Origin of the sequence: Streptomyces sp. NPDC057682 (assembly GCF_042799575.1) — a bacterium.
Taxonomy (GTDB): domain Bacteria; phylum Actinomycetota; class Actinomycetes; order Streptomycetales; family Streptomycetaceae; genus Streptomyces.
This window is the reverse complement of record NZ_JBHVIN010000035.1, coordinates 1-25232: the sequence shown is the minus strand read 5'-3', so window position 1 is coordinate 25232 and position 25232 is coordinate 1. Positions and strand designations below refer to the sequence as shown.

Annotated in this window: 17 protein-coding genes; 4 read left to right on the top strand and 13 right to left on the bottom strand. The window is 73.2% G+C overall.

Going from position 1 to position 25232, the window contains the following annotated elements:
- Window positions 1-409 precede the first annotated feature (409 nt).
- Entirely contained in the window at window positions 410-1126 is a 717-nt protein-coding gene (locus ACFVDM_RS37980; RefSeq protein WP_383651312.1) for a GntR family transcriptional regulator, read from the bottom strand.
- Between the two features lie 57 nt (window positions 1127-1183).
- On the opposite strand from ACFVDM_RS37980, the gene ACFVDM_RS37975 reads away from it, so the two are divergent.
- From ACFVDM_RS37975 to ACFVDM_RS37960, 4 genes are all read left to right on the top strand, one after another.
- Window positions 1184-2002, top strand: a complete 819-nt coding sequence (locus tag ACFVDM_RS37975) for a class I SAM-dependent methyltransferase (protein WP_383651307.1) — start codon at window positions 1184-1186, stop codon at window positions 2000-2002.
- Window positions 2003-2269: 267 nt separating this feature from the next.
- Window positions 2270-3934, top strand: a complete 1665-nt coding sequence (ettA, locus tag ACFVDM_RS37970; RefSeq protein WP_383651304.1) for an energy-dependent translational throttle protein EttA — start codon at window positions 2270-2272, stop codon at window positions 3932-3934.
- Between the two features lie 5 nt (window positions 3935-3939).
- Window positions 3940-4362, top strand: coding sequence for an acyl-CoA thioesterase (locus ACFVDM_RS37965; RefSeq protein WP_383651301.1), 423 nt, complete (start codon window positions 3940-3942; stop codon window positions 4360-4362).
- Window positions 4359-5057, top strand: a complete 699-nt coding sequence (locus ACFVDM_RS37960) for a hypothetical protein (protein ID WP_383651296.1) — start codon at window positions 4359-4361, stop codon at window positions 5055-5057. Before ACFVDM_RS37965 ends, ACFVDM_RS37960 begins: the two co-directional genes overlap by 4 nt.
- A gap of 25 nt (window positions 5058-5082) precedes the next feature.
- On the opposite strand, the gene ACFVDM_RS37955 is transcribed toward ACFVDM_RS37960, so the two are convergent.
- The 12 genes from ACFVDM_RS37955 to ACFVDM_RS37900 all read right to left on the bottom strand — a co-directional run bounded on the left by ACFVDM_RS37955 (window position 5083) and on the right by ACFVDM_RS37900 (window position 24912).
- Complete coding sequence (locus tag ACFVDM_RS37955) at window positions 5083-6132, bottom strand: DUF2804 domain-containing protein (RefSeq protein WP_383651293.1); 1050 nt, start codon at window positions 6130-6132, stop codon at window positions 5083-5085.
- Between the two features lie 85 nt (window positions 6133-6217).
- Window positions 6218-7180, bottom strand: a complete 963-nt coding sequence (locus ACFVDM_RS37950; RefSeq protein WP_383651290.1) for an ABC transporter ATP-binding protein — start codon at window positions 7178-7180, stop codon at window positions 6218-6220.
- Entirely contained in the window at window positions 7177-9990 is a 2814-nt protein-coding gene (locus tag ACFVDM_RS37945) for an ABC transporter permease (protein ID WP_383651286.1), read from the bottom strand. Before ACFVDM_RS37945 ends, ACFVDM_RS37950 begins: the two co-directional genes overlap by 4 nt.
- A gap of 1 nt (window position 9991) precedes the next feature.
- A complete protein-coding gene (locus ACFVDM_RS37940; protein WP_383651284.1) occupies window positions 9992-13312 on the bottom strand; it encodes an FtsX-like permease family protein in 3321 nt (1106 codons plus the stop codon).
- A gap of 203 nt (window positions 13313-13515) precedes the next feature.
- Complete coding sequence (locus ACFVDM_RS37935; protein WP_383651281.1) at window positions 13516-13920, bottom strand: globin; 405 nt, start codon at window positions 13918-13920, stop codon at window positions 13516-13518.
- A gap of 118 nt (window positions 13921-14038) precedes the next feature.
- Complete coding sequence (locus ACFVDM_RS37930) at window positions 14039-15358, bottom strand: FHA domain-containing protein (protein ID WP_383651279.1); 1320 nt, start codon at window positions 15356-15358, stop codon at window positions 14039-14041.
- A 108-nt stretch (window positions 15359-15466) separates the two neighbouring features.
- On the bottom strand, window positions 15467-16795 hold the full coding sequence (locus ACFVDM_RS37925) for a VWA domain-containing protein (protein WP_383651276.1): 1329 nt from the start codon (window positions 16793-16795) through the stop codon (window positions 15467-15469).
- A gap of 107 nt (window positions 16796-16902) precedes the next feature.
- Window positions 16903-18159 carry a PP2C family protein-serine/threonine phosphatase gene (locus tag ACFVDM_RS37920; protein ID WP_383651273.1) on the bottom strand — a complete coding sequence of 419 codons (1257 nt, stop codon included), beginning with the start codon at window positions 18157-18159 and terminating at the stop codon, window positions 16903-16905.
- Window positions 18156-20903 carry a tetratricopeptide repeat protein gene (locus ACFVDM_RS37915; RefSeq protein WP_383651271.1) on the bottom strand — a complete coding sequence of 916 codons (2748 nt, stop codon included), beginning with the start codon at window positions 20901-20903 and terminating at the stop codon, window positions 18156-18158. The genes ACFVDM_RS37920 and ACFVDM_RS37915 overlap by 4 nt, the downstream gene beginning before the upstream one ends.
- Window positions 20904-21006: 103 nt before the next feature.
- Window positions 21007-22338 carry a hypothetical protein gene (locus tag ACFVDM_RS37910; RefSeq protein WP_383651270.1) on the bottom strand — a complete coding sequence of 444 codons (1332 nt, stop codon included), beginning with the start codon at window positions 22336-22338 and terminating at the stop codon, window positions 21007-21009.
- A 130-nt stretch (window positions 22339-22468) separates the two neighbouring features.
- Window positions 22469-23506, bottom strand: coding sequence for a glutamate ABC transporter substrate-binding protein (locus ACFVDM_RS37905; RefSeq protein WP_383651267.1), 1038 nt, complete (start codon window positions 23504-23506; stop codon window positions 22469-22471).
- A gap of 11 nt (window positions 23507-23517) precedes the next feature.
- Window positions 23518-24912: a hypothetical protein gene (locus tag ACFVDM_RS37900; protein ID WP_383651265.1), complete on the bottom strand. Its 1395-nt coding sequence runs from the start codon at window positions 24910-24912 to the stop codon at window positions 23518-23520.
- Between the last annotated feature and the right edge of the window lie 320 nt (window positions 24913-25232).

The window sequence follows — 25232 nt, the reverse complement described above, 5'->3', positions numbered from 1 at the left end:
GGGGAGATCCGAAGTCCCGGACGTCTGAGGGGGCGGCTTCAAGGTGTGCCGCGCGGTTCTTTCGAGTCGGTGGCGTGTCCCCCGTCTGGGGTGTCAGGCCCCGGTGTGACGGGGGCCCCTTCTCGGCCGACTGGTCTCCACTCGCCTCGGCCGGAACGGTCACGGCCGTCGTACTGCGGTGGATCACGCTGTGGAGTTTTGGCGTGACGGAGTCGGCCCCATCCGGGAGATTCCGGATCGGGCGACGGCCACAACAAGAGACTGGACCGGTGGACCGGTCCAGTCAAGTGATGGGGTTCCGGGTTGCTGTTGTGTTGCGGGTAAAAGTGCTGGTGAGGTGGCGTTTGGAGGCGCCAAAAAAAGCTGGACCGGTTCACCGGTCCAGCCCTCTCTGGTGTGCCTGCGATGCCTACATGGCGTAGGTGTCTACCTGCTCGAAGAGTGAGGACGGCGTCACGCCCTCCTCGCACACCAGCGGATTCCCCTGCTCGTCATACGCCGTGTGCAGAAGCACGGCCACCGGTGTGCCCTGGGGCACCCTCAAGCGGTCTGCCTCGATCTCGGATGCAAGGCGCACGGTGGTCACGTCCACGCCTTCGGTCGGGCCTCGGCCGGTCTGTCGACGGACGTAGCGCGTTGTGCCTTCGGCGATCGGGTTGGTGTCGGCGAGGCGTGGTGACGCATCCGCGATCTCTGGGGGGAACCACGCCTCAACACAGCTATTCGGGGTTCCGTCCGGGAGTTGAAGGATGCGAACGCGCCGAAGTGCCTTAACTCCCGGGGAGAGGCGGAGGGCGGTGGCGACGCGGGCGGGGGGTTCCGCCCAGTCAGGCGTGCCGACGCGCAGGAACGGCATACCGCCCAGCGTGCGCGCCGACCCTGCGCGGCGAGCGCCGGCAGGACGTGCCACGGGTGTTTCCGTGACGACGAAGCCGGTTCCCTGCTTGGCCACGAGCAGGCCATCGTTCCGCAGTACGTCGACGGCCTTGATGGCAGTAGCGCGTGACACCTCCCACTGCTCGGCCAGTTCGCGGCCCGACGGGATCGTGTCCCCAGGGGCGATCTCGCCGGCCGCGATGCGGGCGCGCAGGGACTCTGCGATCTCTTCGTACTTCAAAACTGCCATGGTTTCTCCTAAATCCCTGCGCTGGACTGGTCCACCGGTACACAGGATACTTCGACCATGTCGAATCTCGAATTGGCTCCTTCCGTGATGCAGTTCTATGGCGAGACGGTCAACGAGGACGGCCGCCTGCGCAGCTCGGCAGACGGTCGGATGGAACTGGTCAGAACCCAAGAACTCCTCCGACGCTTCCTGCCTCCCGCGCCAGCACGTGTGCTCGATGTGGGCGGGGGAACGGGGATTCATGCTGAGTGGCTGGTGAAGGACGGCTACGACGTCGCCCTGGTGGACCCTGTGCCTCGGCACGTTGAGGCCGCGTCGGCAGTGTGCTCAGCAACCGTTGGGGACGCGCGGGCCTTGTCCGAGCCGGACGACAGCTTCGACGTCGTGCAGCTCCTCGGGCCGCTGTACCACCTGCCCGACCCTGCCGACCGGCAGCAGGCACTCGCAGAGGCTTCCCGGGTCGTCAAGCCGGGCGGATTGATTGCCGCTGCCGCGATCAATCGCTACGCGTCGCTCTTCGAGCACGTGGCGTATGCCCACCTGCACACCGAACGCATCCAAGCGTCCGTCTCCAAGATCCTGGAGACGTCCGTCTATGACGGCGTTCGGGGATTCACCCTGTCGTACTTCCACCGAGCCGAAGAGCTTGTGGCGGAACTGGCCGCCGCAGGCCTCCAGGACGTTCAGGTCTTCGGTATCGAGGGGCCGGCGTGGTCTCTCGTGAAGGCGGCTGAGCAGCAGCCAGGCGACGGGCCGACGGATGACCTGATTGCCTCTGCCATGACGGCGGCGCGGATGGCGGAGCCGTACCCGGAGCTGCTCGCTGCCAGCTCTCACCTACTCGCCGTCGGCAGGGTGCCTGACGGCGGTCAGTGACGGCAACGTCGGCACGGCCGTATGGTCCCGTTGGTCGTGCCGACCGACGGCCCTGACCTGCGGATGGGGTCGTGGTGCCGGGCCGGTTGTGGGCCGGTAAACGACGACCAACGACGACCAACGACGACGAACGACGACAGGTAGCGAGAAGGCCCCGGGCACTCCGCCGCAGGTCACAGGCCCCTGAGGTACCCATTTCCGTCCGGGGATGGACGTCAGGCAAGATGGGGTGTATCTGCCCACACATCGATAGCCGGACGGTTTCTCTTGGCTGAGTACATCTACACCATGCGCAAGACGCGCAAGGCGCACGGCGACAAGGTGATCCTCGATGACGTCACCCTGAACTTCCTGCCCGGCGCGAAGATCGGTGTCGTGGGTCCCAACGGCGCCGGTAAGTCCACGGTGCTGAAGATCATGGCGGGGCTGGAGCAGCCGTCCAACGGTGACGCGTTCCTGTCGCCCGGGTTCACCGTCGGCATCCTCATGCAGGAGCCGGAGCTCGACGAGACCAAGACCGTCCTGGAGAACGTCCAGGACGGGGCCGCCGAGATCATGGGCAAGCTCAAGCGGTTCAACGAGGTCGCCGAGCTGATGGCGACCGACTACTCGGACGCGCTGATGGAGGAGATGGGCAAGCTCCAGGAGGACCTGGACCACGCCAACGCGTGGGATCTGGACGCCCAGCTGGAGCAGGCCATGGACGCCCTGGGCTGCCCGCCCGGCGACTGGCCGGTCGTCAACCTGTCCGGTGGTGAGAAGCGCCGCGTCGCGCTCTGCAAGCTCCTCATCGAGGCCCCCGACCTGCTGCTGCTCGACGAGCCCACCAACCACCTCGACGCCGAGTCGGTCAACTGGCTGGAGCAGCACCTCTCCAAGTACGCCGGCGCCGTCGTCGCGGTCACCCACGACCGCTACTTCCTGAACAACGTCGCCGAGTGGATCCTCGAACTGGACCGCGGCCGCGCGCACCCGTACGAGGGCAACTACTCCACCTACCTCGACAAGAAGGCCGCCCGCCTCAAGGTCGAGGGCCGCAAGGACGAGAAGCGCGCCAAGCGGCTCAAGGAAGAGCTGGAGTGGGTGCGGTCCAACGCCAAGGGCCGCCAGACCAAGTCCAAGGCCCGTCTCGCCCGGTACGAGGAGATGGCGGCCGAGGCCGACAAGATGCGGAAGCTGGACTTCGAGGAGATCCAGATCCCGCCGGGGCCGCGCCTCGGTTCCATCGTCGTCGAGGTCGAGCACCTCTCGAAGGCCTTCGGCGACAAGGTCCTCATCGACGACCTGTCGTTCACGCTGCCGCGCAACGGCATCGTCGGCGTCATCGGTCCGAACGGCGCGGGCAAGACCACGCTGTTCAAGATGATCCAGGGCCTGGAGACCCCCGACTCCGGATCGATCAAGATCGGTGAGACGGTCAAGATCTCCTACGTCGACCAGTCCCGCGCCAACATCGACCCGAAGAAGACCCTCTGGGCCGTCGTCTCGGACGAGCTGGACTACATCAACGTCGGCCAGGTCGAGATGCCGTCCCGTGCCTATGTGTCCGCGTTCGGCTTCAAGGGCCCGGACCAGCAGAAGCCGGCCGGGGTGCTCTCCGGCGGTGAGCGCAACCGCCTCAACCTGGCGCTGACGCTCAAGGAGGGCGGCAACCTGCTGCTCCTCGACGAGCCCACCAACGACCTGGACGTCGAGACCCTCTCCTCGCTGGAGAACGCCCTGCTGGAGTTCCCGGGCGCGGCCGTGGTCATCTCCCACGACCGCTGGTTCCTGGACCGCGTCGCCACGCACATCCTGGCGTACGAGGGCGACTCCAAGTGGTACTGGTTCGAGGGCAACTTCGAGTCGTACGAGAAGAACAAGGTCGAGCGGCTCGGCGCGGACGCGGCCCGTCCGCACCGCGCCACGTACAAGAAGCTCACGCGAGGCTGATCGTCTTGGCTCGTCATCTCTACAGCTGCCCGCTGCGCTGGTCGGACATGGATGCCTTCGGCCACGTGAACAACGTGGTCTTCCTCCGCTATCTGGAGGAGGCGCGCATCGACTTCATGTTCCGGCTGGCGCCGGGGGACGGCTCGCCGTCCTTCGCGGGCGGTTCCGTCGTGGCCCGGCACGAGATCGACTACGTGCGCCCGCTGGTCCACCGGCACGCGCCGGTGACCGTCGAGTCCTGGGTCACGAAGATCGGTGCCGCGTCGCTCACGATCGCGTACGAGATCAAGGACCCCGAGCAGGTCTACGTCCGTGCGTCGACGATCGTCGTCCCGTACGACCTGGCCGCGGAGCGGCCCCGGCGGATCACCGCCGAGGAGCGGCTCTTCCTCCAGGAGTACCTGGCCGAGGAGCCCGCGGCGGCATGACCGCACCCGTGCAGTCCCTGCTGTTCGCCGACCCGAGGGAGGCCGCGGATCTCGCGGCCTTCCTCGGCCGGCTGCTCCACTACGACCGGGGCGCGGCCGTACGGCTCCAGGCGTCCGGCGGCGCGCTGGCCGTGTTCGGCCGGCCGCCGTCGTTCGAGGTGCTCGCGGTCCGCGCGGTACGGCTGGACGGCAGCCATGACCTCGATGTCACGGTGTCGGCCGGCGAACTGCTCGAATCGCTGGACACCGAAGGCCCCTCCGCCGGTACGGGCGGGCTGCCCGCGCCGGTGACCGGGCCGCCCTGGACCGGGGTGCTGCCTCCGCGCGGCGGCTGGCACGAGGCGCCGCCCGGCACCCTGCCCGGCCCCCTCGACCTCCGCGCCGCGCTGACCGCCGCCGTGACCGAGTTCCGCCGCCGCGACGAGGCCCTGCCCGAGGAACGGCGCACGCGCGCGGAGCGGGACCTCATCGGACGCGAGATCTGGTCGCGCACCGTCGGGGACACCGAGCTGCCGCTGCGTGCCGTCCACGCCGCCCAGGCGCTCGGCTTCCTGCGCGCAGCCCCGGACTTCTCCGTCGCCCTGCTCACGGCCGGGACCTGGCTGCGGCTGCGCACCCCCTTCGGCTCGATCGCCGTCCGGCGTGCCGGTGCGGGCGGCGGGCTCGGGGGCCTCGCCGTCTCGGTCGGCGGCTGACGGCTGCCCGTACACGCCCCGAGCGCTACCAGCGCATATGGACGTCCTCGGCCCAGCCCAGCAGACCCTCCACCGGGATCTCCTCGCCCTCGTCGGTGCGGACGCGCCCGTCGTAGTGGCCGAAGCACTGGTCCGTGCGGTTGGCGATCAGTCCCGCGTCCGTACGGGTGCTGCGGTTGTGGAACGGGGTGAACGTCAGGTCGACCTGGTCGGACGACGGCGTACGGACGGTCCAGGGGGCGAGCGGGTCGGTCGCCGACCAGCGCCACTCCAGCTCCTCGCCGATCTTGCTGAGCCGGCCGTCCACGCACAGGCCGTTCTCCGTGGAGCCGGTGCCCCGGGTCCAGCGGCCGCCGAACTGGAGGCCCACCGTGCGGCCCCCGGTGCGGCCGGAGGCGGCGCCCCAGTTCCAGTCGACGGTGCGCGGCCAGCGGCCGCGGCCGTGGTCCAGGACCGCCCAGGTGTCGTCCCCGTCGAAGTCCAGGAAGGCGTCACCGACGCGGACCCGGCCGGAGGCGGGGAGCGCGGTCTGCTTGGAGGTGTACTGGAAGCGCCGGTCGTTCCACGGCACCACGACGGAGAGCGATTCGTGCCCCGTCGGCCGGGCGACCAGGAGATCGACCTCCAGCGGTACGCGTTCCGGGGTGAGACAGCGGGCCCTGAGGCGGGTGCCGCCGGGCTCGTCGCGGATCTCGATCCGGACCTTGCCCGAGGACGGCCGCTCCGGGCCCACCACCACGGGCGGAACACCGGGCGCGCCCGCCACCGCGTCGGGCAGGTGGACGCCGAAGCCGCCGGGGACGATGGCGGAGCGTTCCGTCTCCAGCCCGCCCGGCGCGTACTCCAGCAGATAGACCGTGTTCAGGGCCAGGAAGTCGAGATCGCTGACGGTCAGCGCCACCAGATGGGTGGGCGTCGTCACGCACCAGTACTCCCACCGCTTGGTGCGGCCCCAGCCGGGCAGCCGGGTCCGGTGCAGCGGCCGCCGGGACCAGCCGACGGCGTCCGGGTTCAGCCGCCCGTCGGGCAGACAGAGGTCGACCGGCTCGGTGATCTCGCGTTCGGACGTCGTCATGCGCGGATCCTATAGCCGGTACGGAGCCGGTCCGGAGACGACCCCGAGCCGGCCCGGACCGGGTCCGGAGCCGGTCCGGAGGTGGTCATTCCGGCTTGGGGCCGTCCGGCCACACGCCGATGTGGTCCTGCTCCAGCTCCAGCATCACCCGGTGCTCCATGCCCAGCGCCTCCGTGTAGTCCGCGGGCAGCTGGAGCCGGCCGGCCCGGTCGAGCATCGCGTACTCGCGCGCCACCTGGGACTCCTGGCCGGTCGCCGCGTCCACCTCGGTACGCCGCAGCACCTCGAACGACGTACGGCCGTCCCGGATGGCGACCGTACGGCGGACCTCGTTGGCGACCGCCTGGTCGTGGGTGACGATCACGATCGTCGTGCCAAGCTCCTCGTTGGCCCGGCGGAACGCGGCGAAGACCTGCTCGCCGGTGGCCGAGTCCAGCTCACCGGTCGGCTCGTCCGCGAGGAGCACCGAGGGGGAGTTGGCCAGTGAGACGGCGATCGCCACCCGCTGCTGCTGACCGCCCGACATCTGCTGCGGGCGCTTGTCCCGGCAGTCCTCGACCTCCAGCATCTTCAGCAGCGACTCGGCGCGCGCGGTGCGCTCGCGGGTGCGGCCCCGGCCGCGCAACTGCATCGGCAGGGTGACGTTCTGGACCGCCGTCAGGTACGGCAGGAGGTTGCGGGCGGTCTGCTGCCAGACGAAGCCGACGATGTCCCGGCGGTAGCGCAGCCGTTCCTTCTGCCCCATGGACAGCAGATCGCAGCCCGCGACCTTCGCCGCCCCGGCGGTCGGCTCGTCGAGACCGGCCAGGATGTTCATCAGGGTCGACTTGCCGCTGCCGGACGCGCCGACCAGCGCCAGCAGCTCGCCCTCGGCGACCAGCAGGTCCAGCCCCTGGAGGGCCTGCACCTCCACCCCGTCCGTGGTGAAGATGCGGACCAGCCGGTCGCAGGCGATCAGCGCGTCGTGCCCGTAGGAGGGCCGGTCGCGGCGGGCGGTCGCCCGCTGTTCGAGCTCGGCGAGCGTGGAATCGGTCGACGGAGTCGTCATCGGGAGTCTCCTGCCCTGAGTTCGGTGATCGATCCGCGGCGCCCGGCCCACCAGGCCTGCACGCCCGCCACCGCCCCGGTCAGGACGATGACGCCGAGCGCCGGGAGGACCAGCGACCACGGATCGGTACGCAGCGGTGCGGTGTCGAGCAGGCCCGCGCCGGGCCCGGACGAGAGGGCCAGGCGCACCAGGTCGATGCCCGGGGCCAGCAGGGCGATGGTCGCCCAGCCGACGAGGAGCCCGCCGCCGGCCGCCAGCAGCGCCTGCGGCAGGGCCTCGAAGCCCAGCAGCCGGCCGCCCTGGCGGGAGGTCAGCCCCATGGTCCGCAGCCGGGCGAGCAGCGTGGTGCGCTCCGGCGCGGTCTGGAGCAGCGAGAGCAGGACGGCGAGCAGGGCGTACCCGGCACCGGCGACGATCGCCGCCAGGTAGATCCGCTCCGCGCCGGACTGCATCGGGGTGTCGACGTAGGTGGCGCGTTCCTCGGCGCGCAGCTGTACGGCGAAGGTCTGGCCCGAGTCCCGGGCCGCCGCGCGCAGCGCCTTGGCGTCCAGCGCGGAGCCGGTCAGCAGCAGGGTCGTGGTCTTCCGGTGGGTGAGCTGGGCCGAGTCCACGACGATGAAGGAGCTGCCGTCGACGGCGGGCGTCCGCGTCACCGTGCCGGCGACCTCCACCCTGAAGTCCCCGGCCAGCGACTGGAGGTCGCGCGGCTTCTCGCCGAGGCGTTCGGCGACGGACGGCGAGACCAGGGCCGGCACGATCCGGTCCTTGGGCGGCAGCGTCCCCTCGGGCACCGCCGGGCCCTTCCCCTTCAGCCGGCCGGCGGAGAAGGAGCCGAGCCCGGTGGAGCGGGCCAGCGCGGCGTACGTCTCCGGGTCGACGCCGATCAGGGTGGTGCCCTTGGCGTCCTCGATGCCGTTCTCCGCGGGCGGCAGCGCCACCCCGTACTCCACCTGGATCCGGGCGACGCCCCGCACCCCGGCGGTCTTCTCCACCGCCCGGATCAGCCCGTCCGACAGCGGGACGGAGTCGGCCTCGCCGCTGACCCGGGCGTCCGCGCCGGTGGCCCGGACCGCGGCCGAGTCGCGGGCGTCCGCGACCCCCGCCAGGACCGAACCGCCGAAGGCCGCCGTGGTCAGCGCGACCAGCAGGGCGAGCAGCGGCAGGGTGCCGGTGGCCGAGGTGCGTCCGGCGCGGGCCAGCGCCAGGAAGCCGACCGCCCCGCGCAGCCGGGACACCGACCGCAGGGCCAGCCGCAGCGGCAGCGGGTAGAGCCGGACCAGCACCACCGCGGCGATTAGCCCGACCAGCACCGGTGCGGCGCTGACCAGCAGATCGGTGCCGCCCTCGGCGCCGGTGCCGCGGCGGCGCAGCGCGGCGACGGCGCCGACGGCCAGGACCATGAGGGTCAGTTCGGCGACGGTGCGCCGGCGGGACGGGCGGGCGGTCGCCAGATCGTCCCGGTCGACATGGGTCTGCGGGGTGCGGTGCAGCAGGGCCGTGCGCAGCGGGAGCGCGGCGCAGACGAGGACGACGACCGCCCCGGCGCCGATCGCCGCCGGCCACAGCCGGGCCTCGCCGACGGTGACCACGGCGAGGAGCAGCCCGAGCGCCCCGGCGGGCACGGCGGTGACGGCGGTCTCCGCGAGGAGCCGGCCGCCGATGCCCTTCAGCGAGCCGCCGCGGGCCCGCAGCAGGGCGAGTTCGGAGTGCCGGCGGCTCGCCAGCAGCCCGCCCGTCATCAGCAGCACCACGACGGCCACCGCGCCGATGCCGACGGCGGCGACGGTGACGACCGGCTGGATCGCGGACCGCATCCCGTCGTACGCGGTCAGGACCTCGTCCAGGTCCGTCGCCACGGTCGCCGTGGAACCGGCCACGTCACGCACGGCCAGCAGCCCGGGGCCGCCCTCCAGCGAGGCCACGGAGGTCCGCAACTCCGGCACGTCCAGCGCGGTCAGCCGTGAGCCGTCGGGCGCGATCCGCCAGTACACCTCGGGCTGCCCGGTGGTGGAGAGCAGGGCGGGTCCGGCGTCCGGCGGGAGCAGCAGCGCGGCGATCCAGTAGTAGCGCGGCGTCTCCTTGGTGGGCTTGGCCACCAGCGAGGGCGTCCGCAGCAGCGGTTCGGCCGACCAGTAGGAACCCCCGGGGTTCTTGGGGGCGACGATGCCGGTGATCCGTACGGTCAGGATGTCGTCGCCCCGGGTGGGGACGGCGATCGTCGCGCCGGCCTTGATCCGCAGCGCCTTCGCGGTCGCCTCGGTGACGGCCGCCTCGACCTCCCGGCTCTCCAGGGTCACCCGGCCGTGCACGGCCGGCCAGGTGCCGGTGCGCAGGGTGGCGTGGTCGGAGAGACCGGACTGGGTGACGTACGTCAGCTCCGGGTCCAGACCGTACGGACGAGGGAACCACGGCTCGTGCGCCCCGATCGGCGTCGAGGTGCGCATCCCGTACGCCGACTCGGCGGTGTCGGCGCGCACCGGATCGGGCAGCCGCTTCAGGATCTCGCCGTGGACGGTGGCCAGCGTGTCCTGGCGCACCGCGGCCTCGCGGGACTCCGGGCGCAGCTCCAGTCCGGGCTGGGGGGCGCTCACCTCCAGCACGCTGCGCGCCGGGGTGACGGCGCCCAGGTCGTGGCGGAGCCCCTTGGTCTCGTAGGCGTCGACGGACCGGGGGAAGGCGGCGGCGAGGAACGCGGTCACCAGCACCAGCAGGGCGAACGCGCAGGCGGTTCCGGGAGCCGTGCGCAGCCGGGTGCGGACCCAGGGGGCGCAGGCGGTCGCGGCGCGGGGGAGTCTCGGTCGGGCGCTCATGTCAGTTGTCCCCCTGGGTGCGCAGCGATATCGCGGGGTCGGGGCGGCGCAGTGCCAGGGCCGCGACGATGAGCAGCGGTGCGACGGCGACCCCGGCCAGCAGCGCCGCGACCTGTCCGGCCGGCAGCTGCACCAGCACCGGCGGCACCGGCTGGGCGGCCTGCCCGGTCAGCACGATCAACGGCACGACCGCCCGGGTCAGCAGGGCCCCGAGCAGCGCCCCGACCAGCAGCGCGATCGCGATGAGCACGCCCTGTTCGGCGGCGGTCATCCGGGCCAGCTGGCGGCGCGGCGTCCCCAGCGCCCGCAGCACGGCGAACTCGGCGGACCGCTCCCGCTGCGAGCCGACCGCGGCCACCGCGAAGCCGACCGCGGCCAGGGCGGCGGCGATCACCGCGACCGCGAGGAGCGCGGACTGCGGCCCGGCCCCCAGCGGGTCGCTGACCAGGTCGTCGGCGATCTCGTCGCGCACCAGGACCTGGGCGGGGTCGGTGTCGGGCAGTTTGCGCAGCGCGGCGGCCACCTCCGCCGTCCGGCCGGGCTCGGTGCTCAGCCACCACTCGGTGGCGGTCAGCCGGGCGGTCGGGCGGTCGGCGAAGGCCCGGCCGAGGGAGCGCAGGTCCAGCAGGAGCGCCCCGCCGTCCCTGGCCCGCTGGGACTCGGCCGAGGCCGCGGAGGAGCCCGAGCCGGGACCGGTGGTGGGCAGCCGGTCCACGACACGGGTGAGCGTCACCCGGACCGTCTCGCCGGCCAGGGTCACATCGATCTCCTGGCCGGCCTTCGCCCCGGTCGCCTTCAGATAGGCGGTCGTGGCCACGGCGTTGAGGGCCGGTGCCTTGGGCCGGGCCGCGGTGAGCCGCACCCCGAGCACGGGCACCGAGTACACCGCCTCTTCGGCACCGACCGATCCGGTGGAGTAGGTGACGGCGAGCGGGGCGTCGGCCGAGGCGGTCGGGACGATCGCGGCTCCCGGCTTCACGTCGCCGAAGGAGTCCGCGGTCACCGCGCCCTGCCAGCGGAAGCCGTCCGGGACCGGGACCGGGTGCTCGGTGCCGTCGGCCGCGGTGGTACGCAGCGCGCTCACGGTCAGCCGGTGCGACTCCGGGCGGGCCACCGGCTGCTTGTCGCTCAGTTCGATCCCGGTGACGGCGAAGCCGCCGGCCGGGGCCACGGCGAGGGAGACCGGGTGCGCCTTCCCGTCCACCGGGACGGACCCGACCGCGATGCGGTAGGGCAGCCCGTAGCGGTCCTCCAGGGAGACCGAGAGAACGGGCGTCATCCCGGACGGCGAGGCCTTCCCGGGGGCATCGTCGGCGGATATCCGTACGTCGAAGAGGAGGCGGGTGCTGTCCTTCGGCAGGACCAGCCCGGTGCGGGCGGCCTTCGGCGGGGTCAGGGTGCCGAAGAGCCCGTCCACCGTGCCGTTGGCCAGGTCGCCGCGCATCATGAGGTGCTCGTCGGCGTGCGCGGTGTCCAGGGCGAGGACCTCGGCGGTGCGCTCGCCGGACAGGTCCACCGTGGTGCGGAAGGCGGGCGCCGCGTCCCGGACACCGGGCAGCGAGCCGTACGCCCCGGCCTTCGCCGGGTCCCCGCTCACCGCTCCGGTCATCCGGACCGAGGCACCGGCCCGGAAGTCCGCCTGGTCGCTCTGCGAACGGTTCCACGAGGCGCTCTGGCCGATCGCCAGCATGCCCATGGCCACCGCGAGGACCAGCAGCAGCACCGGACCGGCTCCGCGCAGCGGGCGGCGGCTGAACTGCCAGCCGGCCAGTGCCGTGGCCAGGCCCCGGCCGCCCGCGGCGCGGCGTTCGGCGAGCTTCGCGGCCGGCGGCAGCAGCCGCAGTGTCAGCACGGTCCCGGCGAGCAGGGCCAGGGCGGGCGCCGCCACCAGCAGCGGATCGACGCCGAGGTTGCCCTCGCGGTCGCCGCTCAGCGCGCCGCCGCCCGACCCCTTGGTCTGCCGGTCCAGCTGCCAGTACGCCACGGCCGCGATCAGCAGCAGGGCCACGTCCGCGCCGGCCCGCACCGGTCCGGGCAGCGCGGCGGCGCGGGTGGAGCGGCGGGTCCCGGCGCTGGCCGCGAGGGCCGGGGCGACCACGGCCAGCGCGCAGGCGAGCGCGGTGACGGCGGCGGTCAGCCACACCTGGCCGGTGACCCCGGAGTCCAGCCGCAGCCCGATCCGGGAGAGGTCGCTGCGGTCCGCGAGGAGCCGGGTCAGCGGGCCGGAGAGCAGCGGGGCGACGACAGCGGCCGGCAGCGCGAGCAGCAGTGCCTCGATCGCCGCCAGCGAGGTGATCCGGGCCCGCGATCCGCCGCGCGCCCGCAGGAGTTCGGTCTCGCCGCCGCGCTCGCTGCTGAGCAGCCGGGCCACCAGCAGCAGCGCGTAACCGGCGAGCAGGACCAGCTGCACCGCCACGATCGTCAGCGTCGAACGGGAGACCAGCAGCGAGCGGTCGATCTGCTCCAGGACGGTGGGCAGAGAGGTCTGCGCGGTGGCCCCGGTGCGGAACTCGGGCGAGGCCAGCAGCTTCTTGGGCCCGGAGGTCGCCGCGTCGTGCAGCGCGTCCATCCGGTCGGTGGTGACGGTACGGAAGTCGGCGGTGGCCAGCCAGGACGTCTCGCCGGTGCTGAGCCGGCCGGAGGCGAGCTGCGCCGGATCGGTGAGCAGCGGGCCGTAGGTCGTGAAGACGACCTTGCGGACCCCGCGCCCGCCGAGATCGTCGAGCTGCCAGTACGGATCGGACTGGTCGGCGGCCCTGTAGAGGCCGGTGACCAGGATCTCGGCGGGCGGGCCGCTCAGCCGGTCGGTGAGCTCGATCCGGGCGCCGGGCTTCAGCCCGAGGGCGTCGGCGGCGGCGACGGGCAGCGCCACCTCGACGGGGGCCCCGGCCTTCCCGGTACCGGCCGCGGGCAGCCGGCCCCCGGCCAGCCGGATCCGGCTGCGGTCCAGCGCGGCGAAGTGCGTGAGGTCGGGGTCGCCCCGGCGGGCGGCGGGGTCCTGGAGGCTGCGCGGCAGCGCGTACGGGCCGGTGGACTCCAGGGTCCGTACGGTGACCGGGAGCCCGTCGAAGGTGGTGCGGGCGGTGCGGCGCGCGGTCGCGTCGGCGGCGTCCCGCTCGGCGGGCTCCACCGGCGCCGAGACGGTCAGCGTGGCGGAGGCGGCGGAGCGGTGGGTGAGCGTGTGGCGCAGCGCGGCGTCACCGATGGAGCCGGAGAAGGCGGTGAGCGCCGCCAGCACCGAGGTGGTGAGCAGGACGGCCAGGACGGCGGCTGCCAGCAGGAGCCGGTGGGCCCTCACCCGCAGAAAGACGAACCCCGTCACCTGGCCCCCTTGTCAGCACTCGCAGCGCACTCACCCGCCCCCCGGCGCGTCGTACGGATGCTGTCAGACGGCGGTCCGTCCGGGAAACCGCTTACGTGCGGACCTGGGTAGACCTTGATGGGATTGTGATCGATATCCGACTGCGGAGCACCGCATTCCGCACACGCGTGACCGCCCCGCACGCTGAGTGAGGGATTCCGGTCTCAGCCCTCGGTGTTGACCATTGAGGCGGCCGCGTAGGTCAGGTAGTCCCACAGCTGCCGCTCGTGCTCCGGGGCGAGCCCCAGCTCGTCCAGCGCCACCCGCATATGGCCCAGCCAGGCGTCGTGCGCGGCCCGGTCCACCCGGAACGGAGCGTGCCGCATCCGCAGCCGGGGGTGGCCCCGCCGCTCGCTGTAGGTGCGCGGGCCGCCCCAGTACTGCATGAGGAACAGCGCGAACCGCTCCTCGGCCGGGCCCAGGTCCTCCTCCGGATACATCGGCCGCAGCAACGGGTCCCCGGCCACCCCCTGGTAGAAGCGGTGGACCAGGCGGCGGAACGTCTCCTCGCCGCCGACCTGCTCGTAGAAGGTCAGCTCCTGCAGCGTGTCGCGCGGATTCTCAGTCACCCGTCCATGGTCGCAGACGCCGCCGCCGGACACGGGGGCCCGGGGAGGATCCCCCGCACAGCACGGCGGCCGGTACGGGAGCTCTCCTCCCGTACCGGCCGCCCAGGTGTGCCCGCCGTCAGTCCCGGCGGATCCTGATCGTCGTCCACGCCCCGACGTGCACCTGGTCGCCGTCCTGGAGCGGAACGGGGACATAGGGCTGGATCGGGTCCTCGGCACCGTTCAGCGTGGTGCCGTTGGTGGAGTTCTGGTCCACCACGGCCCAGCTGCCGTCCGGCTGCTGCACCAGCACCGCGTGCTGGTGCGAGACGCCCGGGTCCTCCGGCGGCACCGACAGGTCGATGTCCGGGGACTCGCCCGTGCTGTGCCGGCGGCGGCCGATGGTGACCTGGGTGCCGGTGAGCGGCAGCTGCTGCTCGGGGGAGTACGCCGGCAGGTTCAGCCCGGTGGCCTCCGGGCCGCTGCGCTGCATCATCGCCAGGAAGTACTCACGGTCCGGGGCGATGACCGCCGTCCAGTTCATGGACTGCGGGGCCGGCGGCTGCACCGGTCCCTGGCCCGCGCCCTGGTGCGGGCCCTGGTTCGGGCCGGGGCCCTGGTGCGGCCCCTGGTTCGGGCCTGGGAACGGCGGCTGCTGCGGGCCCTGCGCCTGCGAGGGCGGCGAGAGCAGCCAGTCGTCACCGCCGGCCTGCGGGGCCTGCGGCTGCGGCGGGGCCGGCGGGCCGGGCTGCTCGAAGACCGGGGGGGCCGTCTGCTGCTGGAACGCGGGAGCCGCGGCCTGCTGCTGGAACGGCGGCGGGGGCGAGCCCTGCGGCGAGTTCTGCTGCTGGGCGTGCTGCTGCCCCTGCGGGAATCCGGGCGGCGCGCCCTGCGGACCGCCCTGCGGCCCCTGCTGCTGGAACGGCGGCGGAGGCGGCGGCCCCTGCTGGCCCTGCGGCTGGAACGGACCCGGACCCGGTCCCGGACCCTGCGGACCGGGGCGGTCGGGACCCGAGGAGAGCGGCTCGGCCGGCCGGTTCATCTGCGAGGGCCGCGAGCTCTGGTAGTCGAAGGGGTCGCGCTGCTGCGGCGGGCCCGGAGGCTGCTGGGCCTGGAAGCCCGGCGGGAGGTTGAGCCCGGGGACCGGACCTGCTCCCGGGGCGCCCGGCTGCGGCGCCAGCGGGGTGTACGACGTGGCCGTGTTCGTCAGGAAGTTCCAGCGGCACTCCTCGCAGAACGGGGCCATGGCCTCGCGCGGGGTGCGGCACTGGGGGCAGAGTTCGGCCTGCTGGGTCGCGTCGGGCCCCTGGGGCTGCGGATATCCGTAGCCGGGCGCGGGCGGCGGGGGAGGCGGCGGGGGCACCGCGCCCGCGGGCGCGCCCGGTCCGGCCATGCGGTGGCCGCAGACCTCGCACCAGTCCTCGGAACCCGACTGGTGTCCGTTCGGGCAGGTCGGCATGTCGGCGCTTCCCTCCTTCCTCGTCCGGCCGCGGGGGCCGTCATTTTTCTTCGTGCGCAGCCGCCCGGACCTCGTCGGCCGGGCGGCTCGTCGGTGCCGGTGGCGGGATTACTTCTTGACGCGAACGGTCTTGGTGGAGCGCGTTTCGAGGGTCATCTCGTCCGCTTCCGCGACCTTCGCCTTCAGTCGCACAGTACCCGTCGCCGCGTCGACGACGTCTACCACCTTCGAAAGCAGTTTCGCAGTGTCCTCGTTCCCGGACGCCGATGCCAACTGCACCGCGCGGCCGAGTTTGGCCGTCGCCCCGTCGAAGTCTCCCGACTTGCGGGCATCGAGACCCTGCTGGATCACTTGTGCCAGTTCCGCCTGACCCGTGTAGTGCGCCACCTGCGGATTGATGGAGGTCGAGGCCGCCATGTCGTCCGTCCACACCGCCCGTACCAGCCCCTGCGAGAGCGTCTGCGGCGTTCCGCCGGCGGGGTCGGGAAGGATGAGCGAGACCCGGGCCGCCAGCATCTCCTGGCCGATGCCGGCCTCCGGGACCCGTACGCAGACGTGGTAGTCGCGGGACTCGTCGCCCCAGGAACCGGTGGGGTAGTCGCCCGCCCGCGGCCCCGCCTCGGTGCGGCGGTCGGTCAGTTCGGCGACCGTCGGCGCGACCTGCTTGACGAACTTGATCTCCACGCCGACCGGGGTCCAGAGCCGCAGCGCCACGTCCGCGACCTCCTTGCCCATCGCGTTCTCCATCATCCGCGTGAAGTCCGCGGCGAGTCCCGAGGGATCGGCCACGATGTCGGCGGTGCCCAGCATCGCGGAGGCGATCCCTGTGACCTCTTTCACTTCCCAGTCGGTGCCGACACCGCGCGCGTCACAGGTGAACCGGCCGGCGCAGGAGTCGAGCGCGGCCTTCAGGTCCTCGGGCGACTCGTGCTCGTTGCGCCCGTCGGTCAGCAGGATCCCGTGCCGGATCTCCACGTCCGCGGCGCCCAACAGCCGGTCGGCCAGCCGCAGCCAGGTACCGATCGCCGTGCCGCCGCCCGCGCTGAGCCGGCGCAGCGCCTCCTTGGCCTGGGCCCGGGTCGTGGCGTCCGCGACCGCCAGGCGGCCGTTGCCCGGGTAGACCTCCTTGGCCACGTGCGTCCCGCCGACCACGGCGAAGGAGGTGCCGTCGCGCAGGGTGTCGATCGCCGCGGCCGTCGCGTCCCGGGCGTTGCGCATCTTCGTCGGCGGATAGTCCATGGACCCCGAGCAGTCGACCATGATCACCACCGCCGCCCCGGCCGCGCCGCCCGTCAGCGGAACACCGCCCGTGGTGCCGCCACCGGTGGAGGTGACGGTGATGATCCCGTTGACCTCGCGGCCGCCCTCGGGCAGGTACTCGTTCTGGTACACCTCGACGGAGAACTGCGGCACGTTCGACTTGGAGAAGTTGGCCATCTGATCGGCTCCTTGAGGCTCCACTCGTCACGTGGAGGCCGTTTTACGGACAAAAGACGTCGTGGGGGCGTGGCCGGCGCTGCCGCCGGGCGCGGACGGAACGGGACTCACCCCCTGCTGTAGGCGGATCCTGCCCCCTGCGCCGGTACGGCGAACGGCACCAGGGCCACTGTTACGTTGTCGTGGCCCCCGCCGTCGAGCGCGTGGCCCACCAGCACCTGAGCACCGTGCAGCGGTCGTTCGTACGCCTCGGCGGGCATCGCGGCGGCCATCTCGGCGGCCCCCTCCGCGTAGTTCCACAGCCCGTCCGTGCAGACCACGACCACGCCCGGCCGGTCCGGTTTGAACGAGGCGGTGTGCGGCTCCAGTTCATAGGCGTCCGCGCCGAGCCAGCCGGTGATGGCGTGGGCACGTTCGTCCGCGTACGCCTCCGCCTCGTTCATCAGCCCGGCCGCGACCATCTGCGCGGCCCACGAGTCGTCCTCGGTGAGCCGGGCCGGCGGGCCGGTGCGGTCGGCGGGCACCCAGTACACCCGGCTGTCGCCGACCCAGCCCACGACCAGCAGCCCGTTGGCCACGACCGCGCCGACCAGGGTGCACGCCGGAGCGTTCTGGTGGCGGTGCGGCTCGTGCTCCGGCGCCCCGGACGGGTCCAGGGCCAGCACGTTGACCGCCTCGGCGGCGGCGACGATCGCCTCGTGCATCGCCTGCTGCGGGTGTGTGCCGCGCGGCAGCGCCTCCAGCAGCGACTCGTTGGCCGCGGTCGCGGCGGCGGCCGAGGCCTCGTCGGGGCGGCTCGCCGACGACACCCCGTCGCAGACGATCGCGACGACGGCCGGGGTGCCGTCCGGCAGCGCGGTGGTCGACACCGCGAAGGAGTCCTCGTTGCGGTGGTGGCGCAGCCCCCGGTCGCTGACCGCCGCGACCGAACCGAGCTCCAGCTCCATGTGGTCGCGCTCGCGCGGCTGGGCGTGGCCGCAGTTCTCGCAGTAGCCGTCGTCGTCGACCCGGCCGGCCCGGCAGGCCACGCAGACCTTGCCGCCGGCCGCCGGGGCGGGCGACGGATCGGTCCGCGGATCGGCCGTCGGGGCGGCCGGTGCGGCGGGCACGGGCGGCGCGGCGGGCGCGGCCAGCTCGAAGTCGCCCGAGTCCGCCGCCCCTTCGGGCGCGTTCGCCGGCGCGGCCGGGGGCGCCGCCGGGCCCGGCGTGGTGATGGCGACGGTCGGACGGTCCGGCGGCGGCTCGGGGACGGCCGAGAGGTCGTACCCGCACGCACCGCAGAACAGGTCACCCGGTTCCAGCGGCTCCGCGCAGCCGGGGCACATCGACAGGGCGGACGCCTGGTGGTTCTGCTCCATGTTCACACCCACGTTCGGGGGCGGAAACGGTTGGCCCGCTCCACCAGTTCGATCCTCTCGTCGCCGGGCTCCGCAAGCCGGGCGAGCATCCGGTACGAACGCTCCAGCCCGAAACGCAGGCCGCGCTCGTCCACCTCACTGCCGAGCAGCGTCCTCGGCCCCTGCGCCCCGGCGTACGGAGCGGACTGCGGGTCCGGGGCACGGGCCGCGGGACTCCCGGAGAGTACCCAGTCCAGGGCGGTGCCCAGCACCTCGGCCGACAGCCGCTCCCGGCGCACCGCGTCGAGTCCCAGCCCGGCCAGCCCCGACACCTGGTCCGAGGCCGCCGTCAGATCCGCCATCAGCGGCTCGTCCGGGGCCCGCTCCCGCAGTCTCGCCCGCACCGCGGCCACCCGGGCCGCCGTGTAGTGGATCGACGCCTCCGGCACCGACTCCAGCGTCCGCACCGCACCCGGCCGGTCCCCGGCGGCCAGCTGCACCCGGGCCAGACCGAACGCCGCGCTGACGAAGCTCGGATCGGTCATCCACACCAGCCGGTAGTACTCGGCGGCGTTGTCCAGCTGGCCCAGCACCTCCGCGCAGATCCCCAGCGCCAGCTTGGGCGCGGGCTCCCCGGGGAACGCGTCGTACACCGCGTCGAAGGACAGCGCCGCGTTCTCCCGGTCGCCGGTCACCAGGGAGGTGAGGCCCCGGTACCAGACCACGCGCCAGTCGTCCGGGTGCTTCGTCTCCAGCGCGGTCAGCGTCTCCACCGCCGTGCCGACGTCACCCATCTCCAGACAGGCCCGCAGCTCGCGCAGCCGGGTCTCCAGCGAGGCCGCGGGCACCGCCCGCAGTGCGGAGATCAGTTCGGCGGGGGCCGAGGCCATCACCCCGGCCAGGAACCCCGCGTTGGGGTCGGCCGCGTCGACCCGCGGCACCGGCAGCGCCAGCGAGGTCGCGCGCACGTCCAGCCCGGCCAGCCGGGGCCCCGGTCCCGCGGCCACCGGGACGGAGGCCGCGACCGCCGCCCGGGGCGCCGGGATGACGGGCTGCGGCGGTACGGGAGGCGGGGCGCCGCCGTTGCCCGGGGCGCCGCCGCGCACATGGGTGGCCGTGGAGGGCACCGGTCCGGCCCCGGCGGTGAAACCGGGCGGCGGGGCGGACGGCAGCGCGCCCGGGACCGGGGCCGCGAGCGGCTGCGCGGGCGCGGCGGGTGCCGCCACGGGCGCGGACCGGCCGCGCCGCCCGAACCGGCCGCCGGACTCCGGGGCCCTGGCGCCCAGCCGCGAGACCTCCCCGGTCTGCTCGGCGAAAAGCTCCGTGTCGGTGACCCGCAGCTCCGCGCCGAACAGCGTCGACAGCGCCGGGCGCGGCCGCCCCGTCTGGAGCGACACCACCTCGCGCAGCACCCCGGTCAGCTGCTCCGCCATCTCCACGGCCGAGGCGAACCGGCGCGCCGGGTCCGGGTCCGTGGCCCGCACCAGCAGCCGGTAGAAGGACTCGTAGGTGCGGAACACCTCGATGTTGTCCGGGTCCGGCAGCGAGTCCACGAACACGTTCGTGTAGCCCTGGAAGTCGAAGGTCAGGACGGCCAGGGTCCGCGCGACCGTGTACAGGTCGGAGGCGACCGACGGGCCCACCTCGGCGACCTCGGGGGCCTGGTAGCCCACCGTGCCGTAGATGGCCGACTCCTCGTCGTCCATCCGGCGCACCGCGCCCATGTCGATCAGCTTCAGCTGGTCCTCGGTCTGGATCGCGTTGTCGACCTTGAAGTCGCAGTACAGCAGGTTGCGGCTGTGCAGATGGCCCAGCGCCTCCAGCGCCTCGATGCCGAACGCACAGGCCTGCTCCACCGGGAGCGGGTCCCGCTTGCCGGCCGGCGTACGGCGCTCGTTGGCGATCTCCTTGAGCGATTTGCCGCCCACGTACTCCATGACGATGTAGCCGTCGAGCGAACCGGTCCGCTGGTCCAGGTGCTCGACGAAGTTGTAGATCCGGACGATGTTGGAGTGCTCGATCTCCGCGAGGAAGCGGCGCTCGGAGATGGCCGCCGCCATCGCGTCCTGGTCACCCGTGTCCAGCAGGCCCTTGAGGACCACCCACCGGTCCGAGACCGCCTTGTCCACCGCCAGGTACACCCAGCCGAGCCCGCCGTGCGCCAGGCATCCGGCGACCTCGTACTGCCCGTGCACCACATCGCCCTCGTGGAGCTTGGGCACGAAGGAGTACGGGTGGCCGCACTTGGTGCAGAAGCCCTCCGTCCGCCCCGGCCGCTCGCCCCGGGCCCGGCCCACCGGAGCCCCGCAGTCCGACCGCGAGCAGAACCGCTTGCGCTCGGGCACCTCCGGGTTCTCCATCACGGCGGTCCGCGGATCGGGGCGCGGCACGTCCGGGACGAGCACCAGACCGGCGCCCAGCCGGTTGCGGCCCGACGCGTTCGTCGACTTGGCCGAGGAGCGCACCGAGACCGAACGCGAGGTGCTGCGGCCCGACAGGGCGCGCGACAGCCGCCCCGACACCGAACGGCGCGAGGTCGAGGAGCGGGAGGAGCGCGAGGAGTGCGCCGACCGCGACGAGGCCTGCGAACTGCTCCGCGCCGAGGAACTGTTGCTGCCCCGGCCGCCGCCCGCGACGCCCGTGGGCGGCGAGGCGATCATCCCGCTCGGCGAGACGACCGGCGCCAGCCCGCAGGTGTCGCAGTACAGCTCACCGCCGCCCATGTCCTCGTAGCTGCCCTCGCACGCGGGGCGCTGGCACTGTGTACTCATCGTCATTCCCCCTGTCCGCCCCGGAGCCGAACCGGCCACGATGCTCCGTCACTACCCGTCGCGCGCACCCCGCGCACCCCGTGCGCCCGGGGCTCAGGGCCCCTCACGCGGGGCCCCGCCGGTCCTCGGGCCCCGAGGGCCCCCGCCCGGCCATCAGGTCCAGCGCCGCGTCCTGATAGCGCTGCACCGCCCCCGCCGCGACCCGCAGATCGCACGGCGCGCTCCACAGCATCCGGCGCGCCGCGTCGTACCGCTCGATCAGCACCGGATCCTCGGCCAGCCCGTGCCGGGCCACCTTCGCCTTGTACGCGTCGAGCCGGCCGCGCAGTTCCGCCCGCACGGCCAGCGGCGCGGTCACCGCCGTCAACTGCTCCCGGGCCCGCTCCAGTTCCTCCTCCGCCTGCCGCTCCAGCGCGTCCAGCAGCGGCGACAGCCGGTGCCACTGGGCGTGCCTGCGGTACTCGGACGCGGCGGCCAGCCGCTCCTGGAGGACGGTCGGCGGGCCGTTGACCACCGGCACCTCGGAGGCGGCGATCTTCGCCAGCACCTCGCCGCGCGCCGCCCTGGCCTCCGCCAGGGTGCGGTCGGCCCGGGAGAGGACGTCCCGCAGCTGGACCAGCCGCTGCTCGGCGTCCTGCCGGACCCCGAGCACGGCCTCGACCTCCCGGCGCACCTCGTCGAGCGCGCGGGCCGCCCAGTCGTAGCGCGCGGTGTCCGGACGGCCGCCGCCCGGCGCCGAACTGCCGGGCCCCGGCAGCCAGAAGGCCAGCGGATCGGAGACCACCTGCCTGCGCAGCGTCGCCAGCTCCTCGGTGATGGCGTCCAGATCGTCGCCCGCCGGATGCTCCCCGGGCCGGACGCCCACCGAATGCGCCAGCGAGTGGGTGCGGCGCAGTTCGGCGGCGAGCAGGTCTATCCGGGCGGGCATCGCCGACCACACCGCGTCCGAGGCGACGACCATGTCGAGCGAGCGCGCGTACAGCTCGTTCATCCGGCCGACCAGCTCCTCCAGCGAGAAGCGCTCGGAGAGCCGGGCCGGACCGGCCGCGGGGTCCTGGGCGCCCGCGGCGTGCGCCACGGTGACGCCCTGGTCGCGCAGGAGTTCGGTGAGGGCCACCAGGTCCTCGCGGTTGGGCTGGCGCCGCCTGGCCCGTATCGTGCGCGCCCGGTCCAGCGCGCCGGTGTACGCGTCGAAGTACGCCCAGAGCAGGGTGATCGCCTGTTCGGTGCCGGCCCACCGCTCGCGGGTGACACCGGTCAGCTCGGCACCCTCCAGAAGCCGGCGGCCGGCGTGGTCCTGAAGCGCGAGGAGCGAGGTCTCGATCGCCTCGTGCTCCGCACCGAGCCGGGCCAGCGCGCGGTCGGCCTCGTCCCGGTCCATGACCGGACCGGGAGGCCGGGCCGCGTAGCTGGGGAAGGGGCCCGCGACGCCCATCGATCACCTCTCCGCATCTCCCCGCCGGGCGGGGCCCGGCAGGATCCGTACTGCCCATCCGCGGTCCGGGTACCCGCGTTCCTACAGTCTGGCCCCGGTCCGCGGTCCCGGCGGGACCTCCGGAGGCGTGCTAGGACCGGTACTTCGGCGCCGGCGGGCCCTTGATCCCGGGCAGGCCGTCCTCCAGCCAGGCGCGGTAGGACCGCATCCAGGCGCTGTTCGCCCCGCCCGCGCGGTAGTCGACGAGCACCTGGTTGACCCGGGCCACCAGATCGTCCGCCCCCTTCTTCGCGGCCACGCCGTAGTACTCGGTGGTGAAGGGGTCGCCCTTCAGCTCCACCGCCGGGTCCTGCGCGGCCTGTCCGGCCGCGAGGGCGTTGTCCGTGACGACCGCGTCGACCTCGCCCATCTGGAGCCGCACCAGGCAGTCCAGCTGGTTGGGCACGGTCAGCAGGTCCTCGTCGGCGGCGGTGCCGTCGTGCTCGTCCTTGTAGACCGAGCCGAACGACTCCTTCTCCAGCGCCTCGTAGGCCGTGGACCCCTCGGCGGTGCAGATCCGCTTGCCGGCCAGCGAGGAGTTGAAACCGGTGATCGCCGAATCCGCCTTCGGGGCGAGGACCTGCTGGCCGGCCTGGAAGTACGCCGTGGAGAACGAGACCTGCTTCAGCCGGGCGCAGTTGATCGTCATGGTCCGCACGACGACGTCGACCTTGTCGTTCTCCAGCGCGGCGATGCGCTGGTTGGTCGGGATCGCCCGGAAGATCACCTTGTCCGGGCTGCCCAGGATGTCCTTGGCCAGTGCCCGCACCAGATCGATGTCGAAGCCCTCCAGATCACCGGACTCCGGGTTGCGGAAGCCCCACTGGAAACTGTTCTGGTCCACGCCGGCGATCAGCTTGCCGCGCTTCTTGATCTTCTCGATGGCCGGGCCGTCGGCGCCCGACGGCGGCAGGCTGGCCTCCGGGTCCGTGCAGTCGTCGGCCCGTGCCTGGACGGCGTGCGCCGTGCCCGCGCCCGACGTCTCCGCGCCCAGTGCGTCCTTGGTGCCGTGGGAGAGCGGCAGCAGGGTCAGCGACGCCGTCAGCGCGCACGCCGCCGCCATGGCGCTCACCCCGCCCCAGCCGCGCAGCCGGCGCGGCCGGTCCGCCCCCGGGTCCTTCCGAGTCATCGCTCCCCCTGTCACCGGAACTCCGAGAGCCTGCGGTTGATCCCGACGATCGCCGCGACCGCGCCCACGACCGCCAGCGCCGCGGCCCCGATCGGCAGCCCGCCCAGCGCCCCGCGCCCGTCCTTCGCGGCCTCGGTGAACTCGGCCTGCTCGTGCGTGATCGCCTTGTGCAGCGCGTCGTCCACCTGCTTGAAGGACTCGCCCGTCGAGCCCTTCGACCCGATGATCAGCTCCAGGGCGGCCTCGTAGTCGCCGTCGTCGTCGGCCTTGCGGGCCGTGCGGTGGCGGGACTGCCACTCACCGACCGCCGAGACGGCGGCGGCCACCGGCTCGCTGCCCGGGGCGTCGCCGTCGGCGAGCTTCCCGGCACGGGCCAGCTCCTCGCCCAGTGCCTTCATGCCCGTCCCGTAGTCGGTCTCGTACTTGTCGTTCTTGCCGTCCGCCGTCAGCACCGCACCGCGCGCGACCACGGTCAGGTTCTCATTGGCGCGGGCCTTGAGCGAGTCGATACGGGCCCGGTTGAGCACATCGAGGGACCGCTGACCGTGCGCGTTGGCCTCCGCCAGATCGGAGCGGGACACCGTGTGCCCCACCGCCAGCCAGAGCAGCACCACCGTGGCGGCGGCGGTCGCGGCCAGCAGACCGTGGTTGAACACCCGGTTCGTCCTGCGGTAGTTGCGCCGCTGCACCCAGAACAGCACGGCCAGCGCCACGACACCGGCGGCCAGCGAGAGATACGGCCAGGTGCGGGCGGAGCGGTAGTCCTGGTCGAGCCGGTCGGTCTCCGCCGTGTACAGCCGCTCGGCGGCCGGCAGCAGCTCGTTCGCCATCTTCTGGTTGGCGTACCGCAGATAGGCGCCGCCCAGCGGCAGCCCCTGCCGGTTGTTGGCCCGTGCCCGCTCGATCAGCCCGGTGTAGCGCGGGAGTTCCTCGTTGAGCTTGGTGATCTCCTGACCGGAGCGGGTCGAGGAGTCCGTGGTCGCGGCGGCCTCCACCAGCAGCCGGGAGGCGTCGTCGATGTCCTTCACATACTGGTCGTGGACATCGCGCGGCTCCTGCGGACCGGCCAGGAAGCCGCTCGCCGCCGCCGCGTCGGCATCGGCCAGCGAACGGTAGATGTCCGCCGCCTTGGCGCTCAGCGGCTGGCTGCGCTCCACCACGTCATTGGCCGCCGCCGCCCGGTCGTTGATCTCGAAGGCCGTGACGGCCCCGAACGCGACGACGAGCAGCGCCAGCACGGCCCCGATGATCTGGAGCCGGCCCGGTTCGGTGGTCGCCGCGGCCCGCAGCCGCTCCGTCACCAGGGTCCGGGCACTGTGCTGCGGCGGTACGGGCACGGCCGGCGGCACCGGCTGCCGCTCCGGCGCGCGCTCGGGCGCCGGGCGCACATTCGGCGGGTATGTCACTTGACCTCCCCCTCGGTCACTGACGGTGGCCCGCCCCCCGGCCGATCGGGGGACTGGTACCCGGCCAGAAGTATGGCCGCAGGGAACCGCGTCCACATCGCGAACGCCCGGATCCTGCACCGGTCCATGGAGCGGCCGGTGGTGACCGGCCGCGGTCCAACAGCATTCGATCAAGCCGGACGCCGTCGATCAAGCCGATCGGCGGCGCAATCCCCGGGGCGGAGCGATCTCCCCCACCATGAACACGCCCGGGGCCACTGATCGGTTCCCCGCCGGCCGGGTCCCCGAAGCGCCCCGCCGCCCGCCGGAGGGGCCGGCGG

What these genes read in the sequence shown, in the direction of transcription:
- ACFVDM_RS37980 (WP_383651312.1), bottom strand. Translation starts at nt 1,126, where the DNA reads ATGGCAGTTTTGAAGTACGAAGAGATCGCAGAGTCCCTGCGCGCCCGC.
- ACFVDM_RS37975 (WP_383651307.1), top strand. Translation starts at nt 1,184, where the DNA reads ATGTCGAATCTCGAATTGGCTCCTTCCGTGATGCAGTTCTATGGCGAG.
- ACFVDM_RS37960 (WP_383651296.1), top strand. Translation starts at nt 4,359, where the DNA reads ATGACCGCACCCGTGCAGTCCCTGCTGTTCGCCGACCCGAGGGAGGCC.
- ACFVDM_RS37955 (WP_383651293.1), bottom strand. Translation starts at nt 6,132, where the DNA reads ATGACGACGTCCGAACGCGAGATCACCGAGCCGGTCGACCTCTGTCTG.
- ACFVDM_RS37950 (WP_383651290.1), bottom strand. Translation starts at nt 7,180, where the DNA reads ATGACGACTCCGTCGACCGATTCCACGCTCGCCGAGCTCGAACAGCGG.
- ACFVDM_RS37945 (WP_383651286.1), bottom strand. Translation starts at nt 9,990, where the DNA reads ATGAGCGCCCGACCGAGACTCCCCCGCGCCGCGACCGCCTGCGCCCCC.
- ACFVDM_RS37930 (WP_383651279.1), bottom strand. Translation starts at nt 15,358, where the DNA reads ATGCCGACCTGCCCGAACGGACACCAGTCGGGTTCCGAGGACTGGTGC.
- ACFVDM_RS37925 (WP_383651276.1), bottom strand. Translation starts at nt 16,795, where the DNA reads ATGGCCAACTTCTCCAAGTCGAACGTGCCGCAGTTCTCCGTCGAGGTG.
- ACFVDM_RS37915 (WP_383651271.1), bottom strand. Translation starts at nt 20,903, where the DNA reads ATGAGTACACAGTGCCAGCGCCCCGCGTGCGAGGGCAGCTACGAGGAC.
- ACFVDM_RS37910 (WP_383651270.1), bottom strand. Translation starts at nt 22,338, where the DNA reads ATGGGCGTCGCGGGCCCCTTCCCCAGCTACGCGGCCCGGCCTCCCGGT.
- ACFVDM_RS37905 (WP_383651267.1), bottom strand. Translation starts at nt 23,506, where the DNA reads ATGACTCGGAAGGACCCGGGGGCGGACCGGCCGCGCCGGCTGCGCGGC.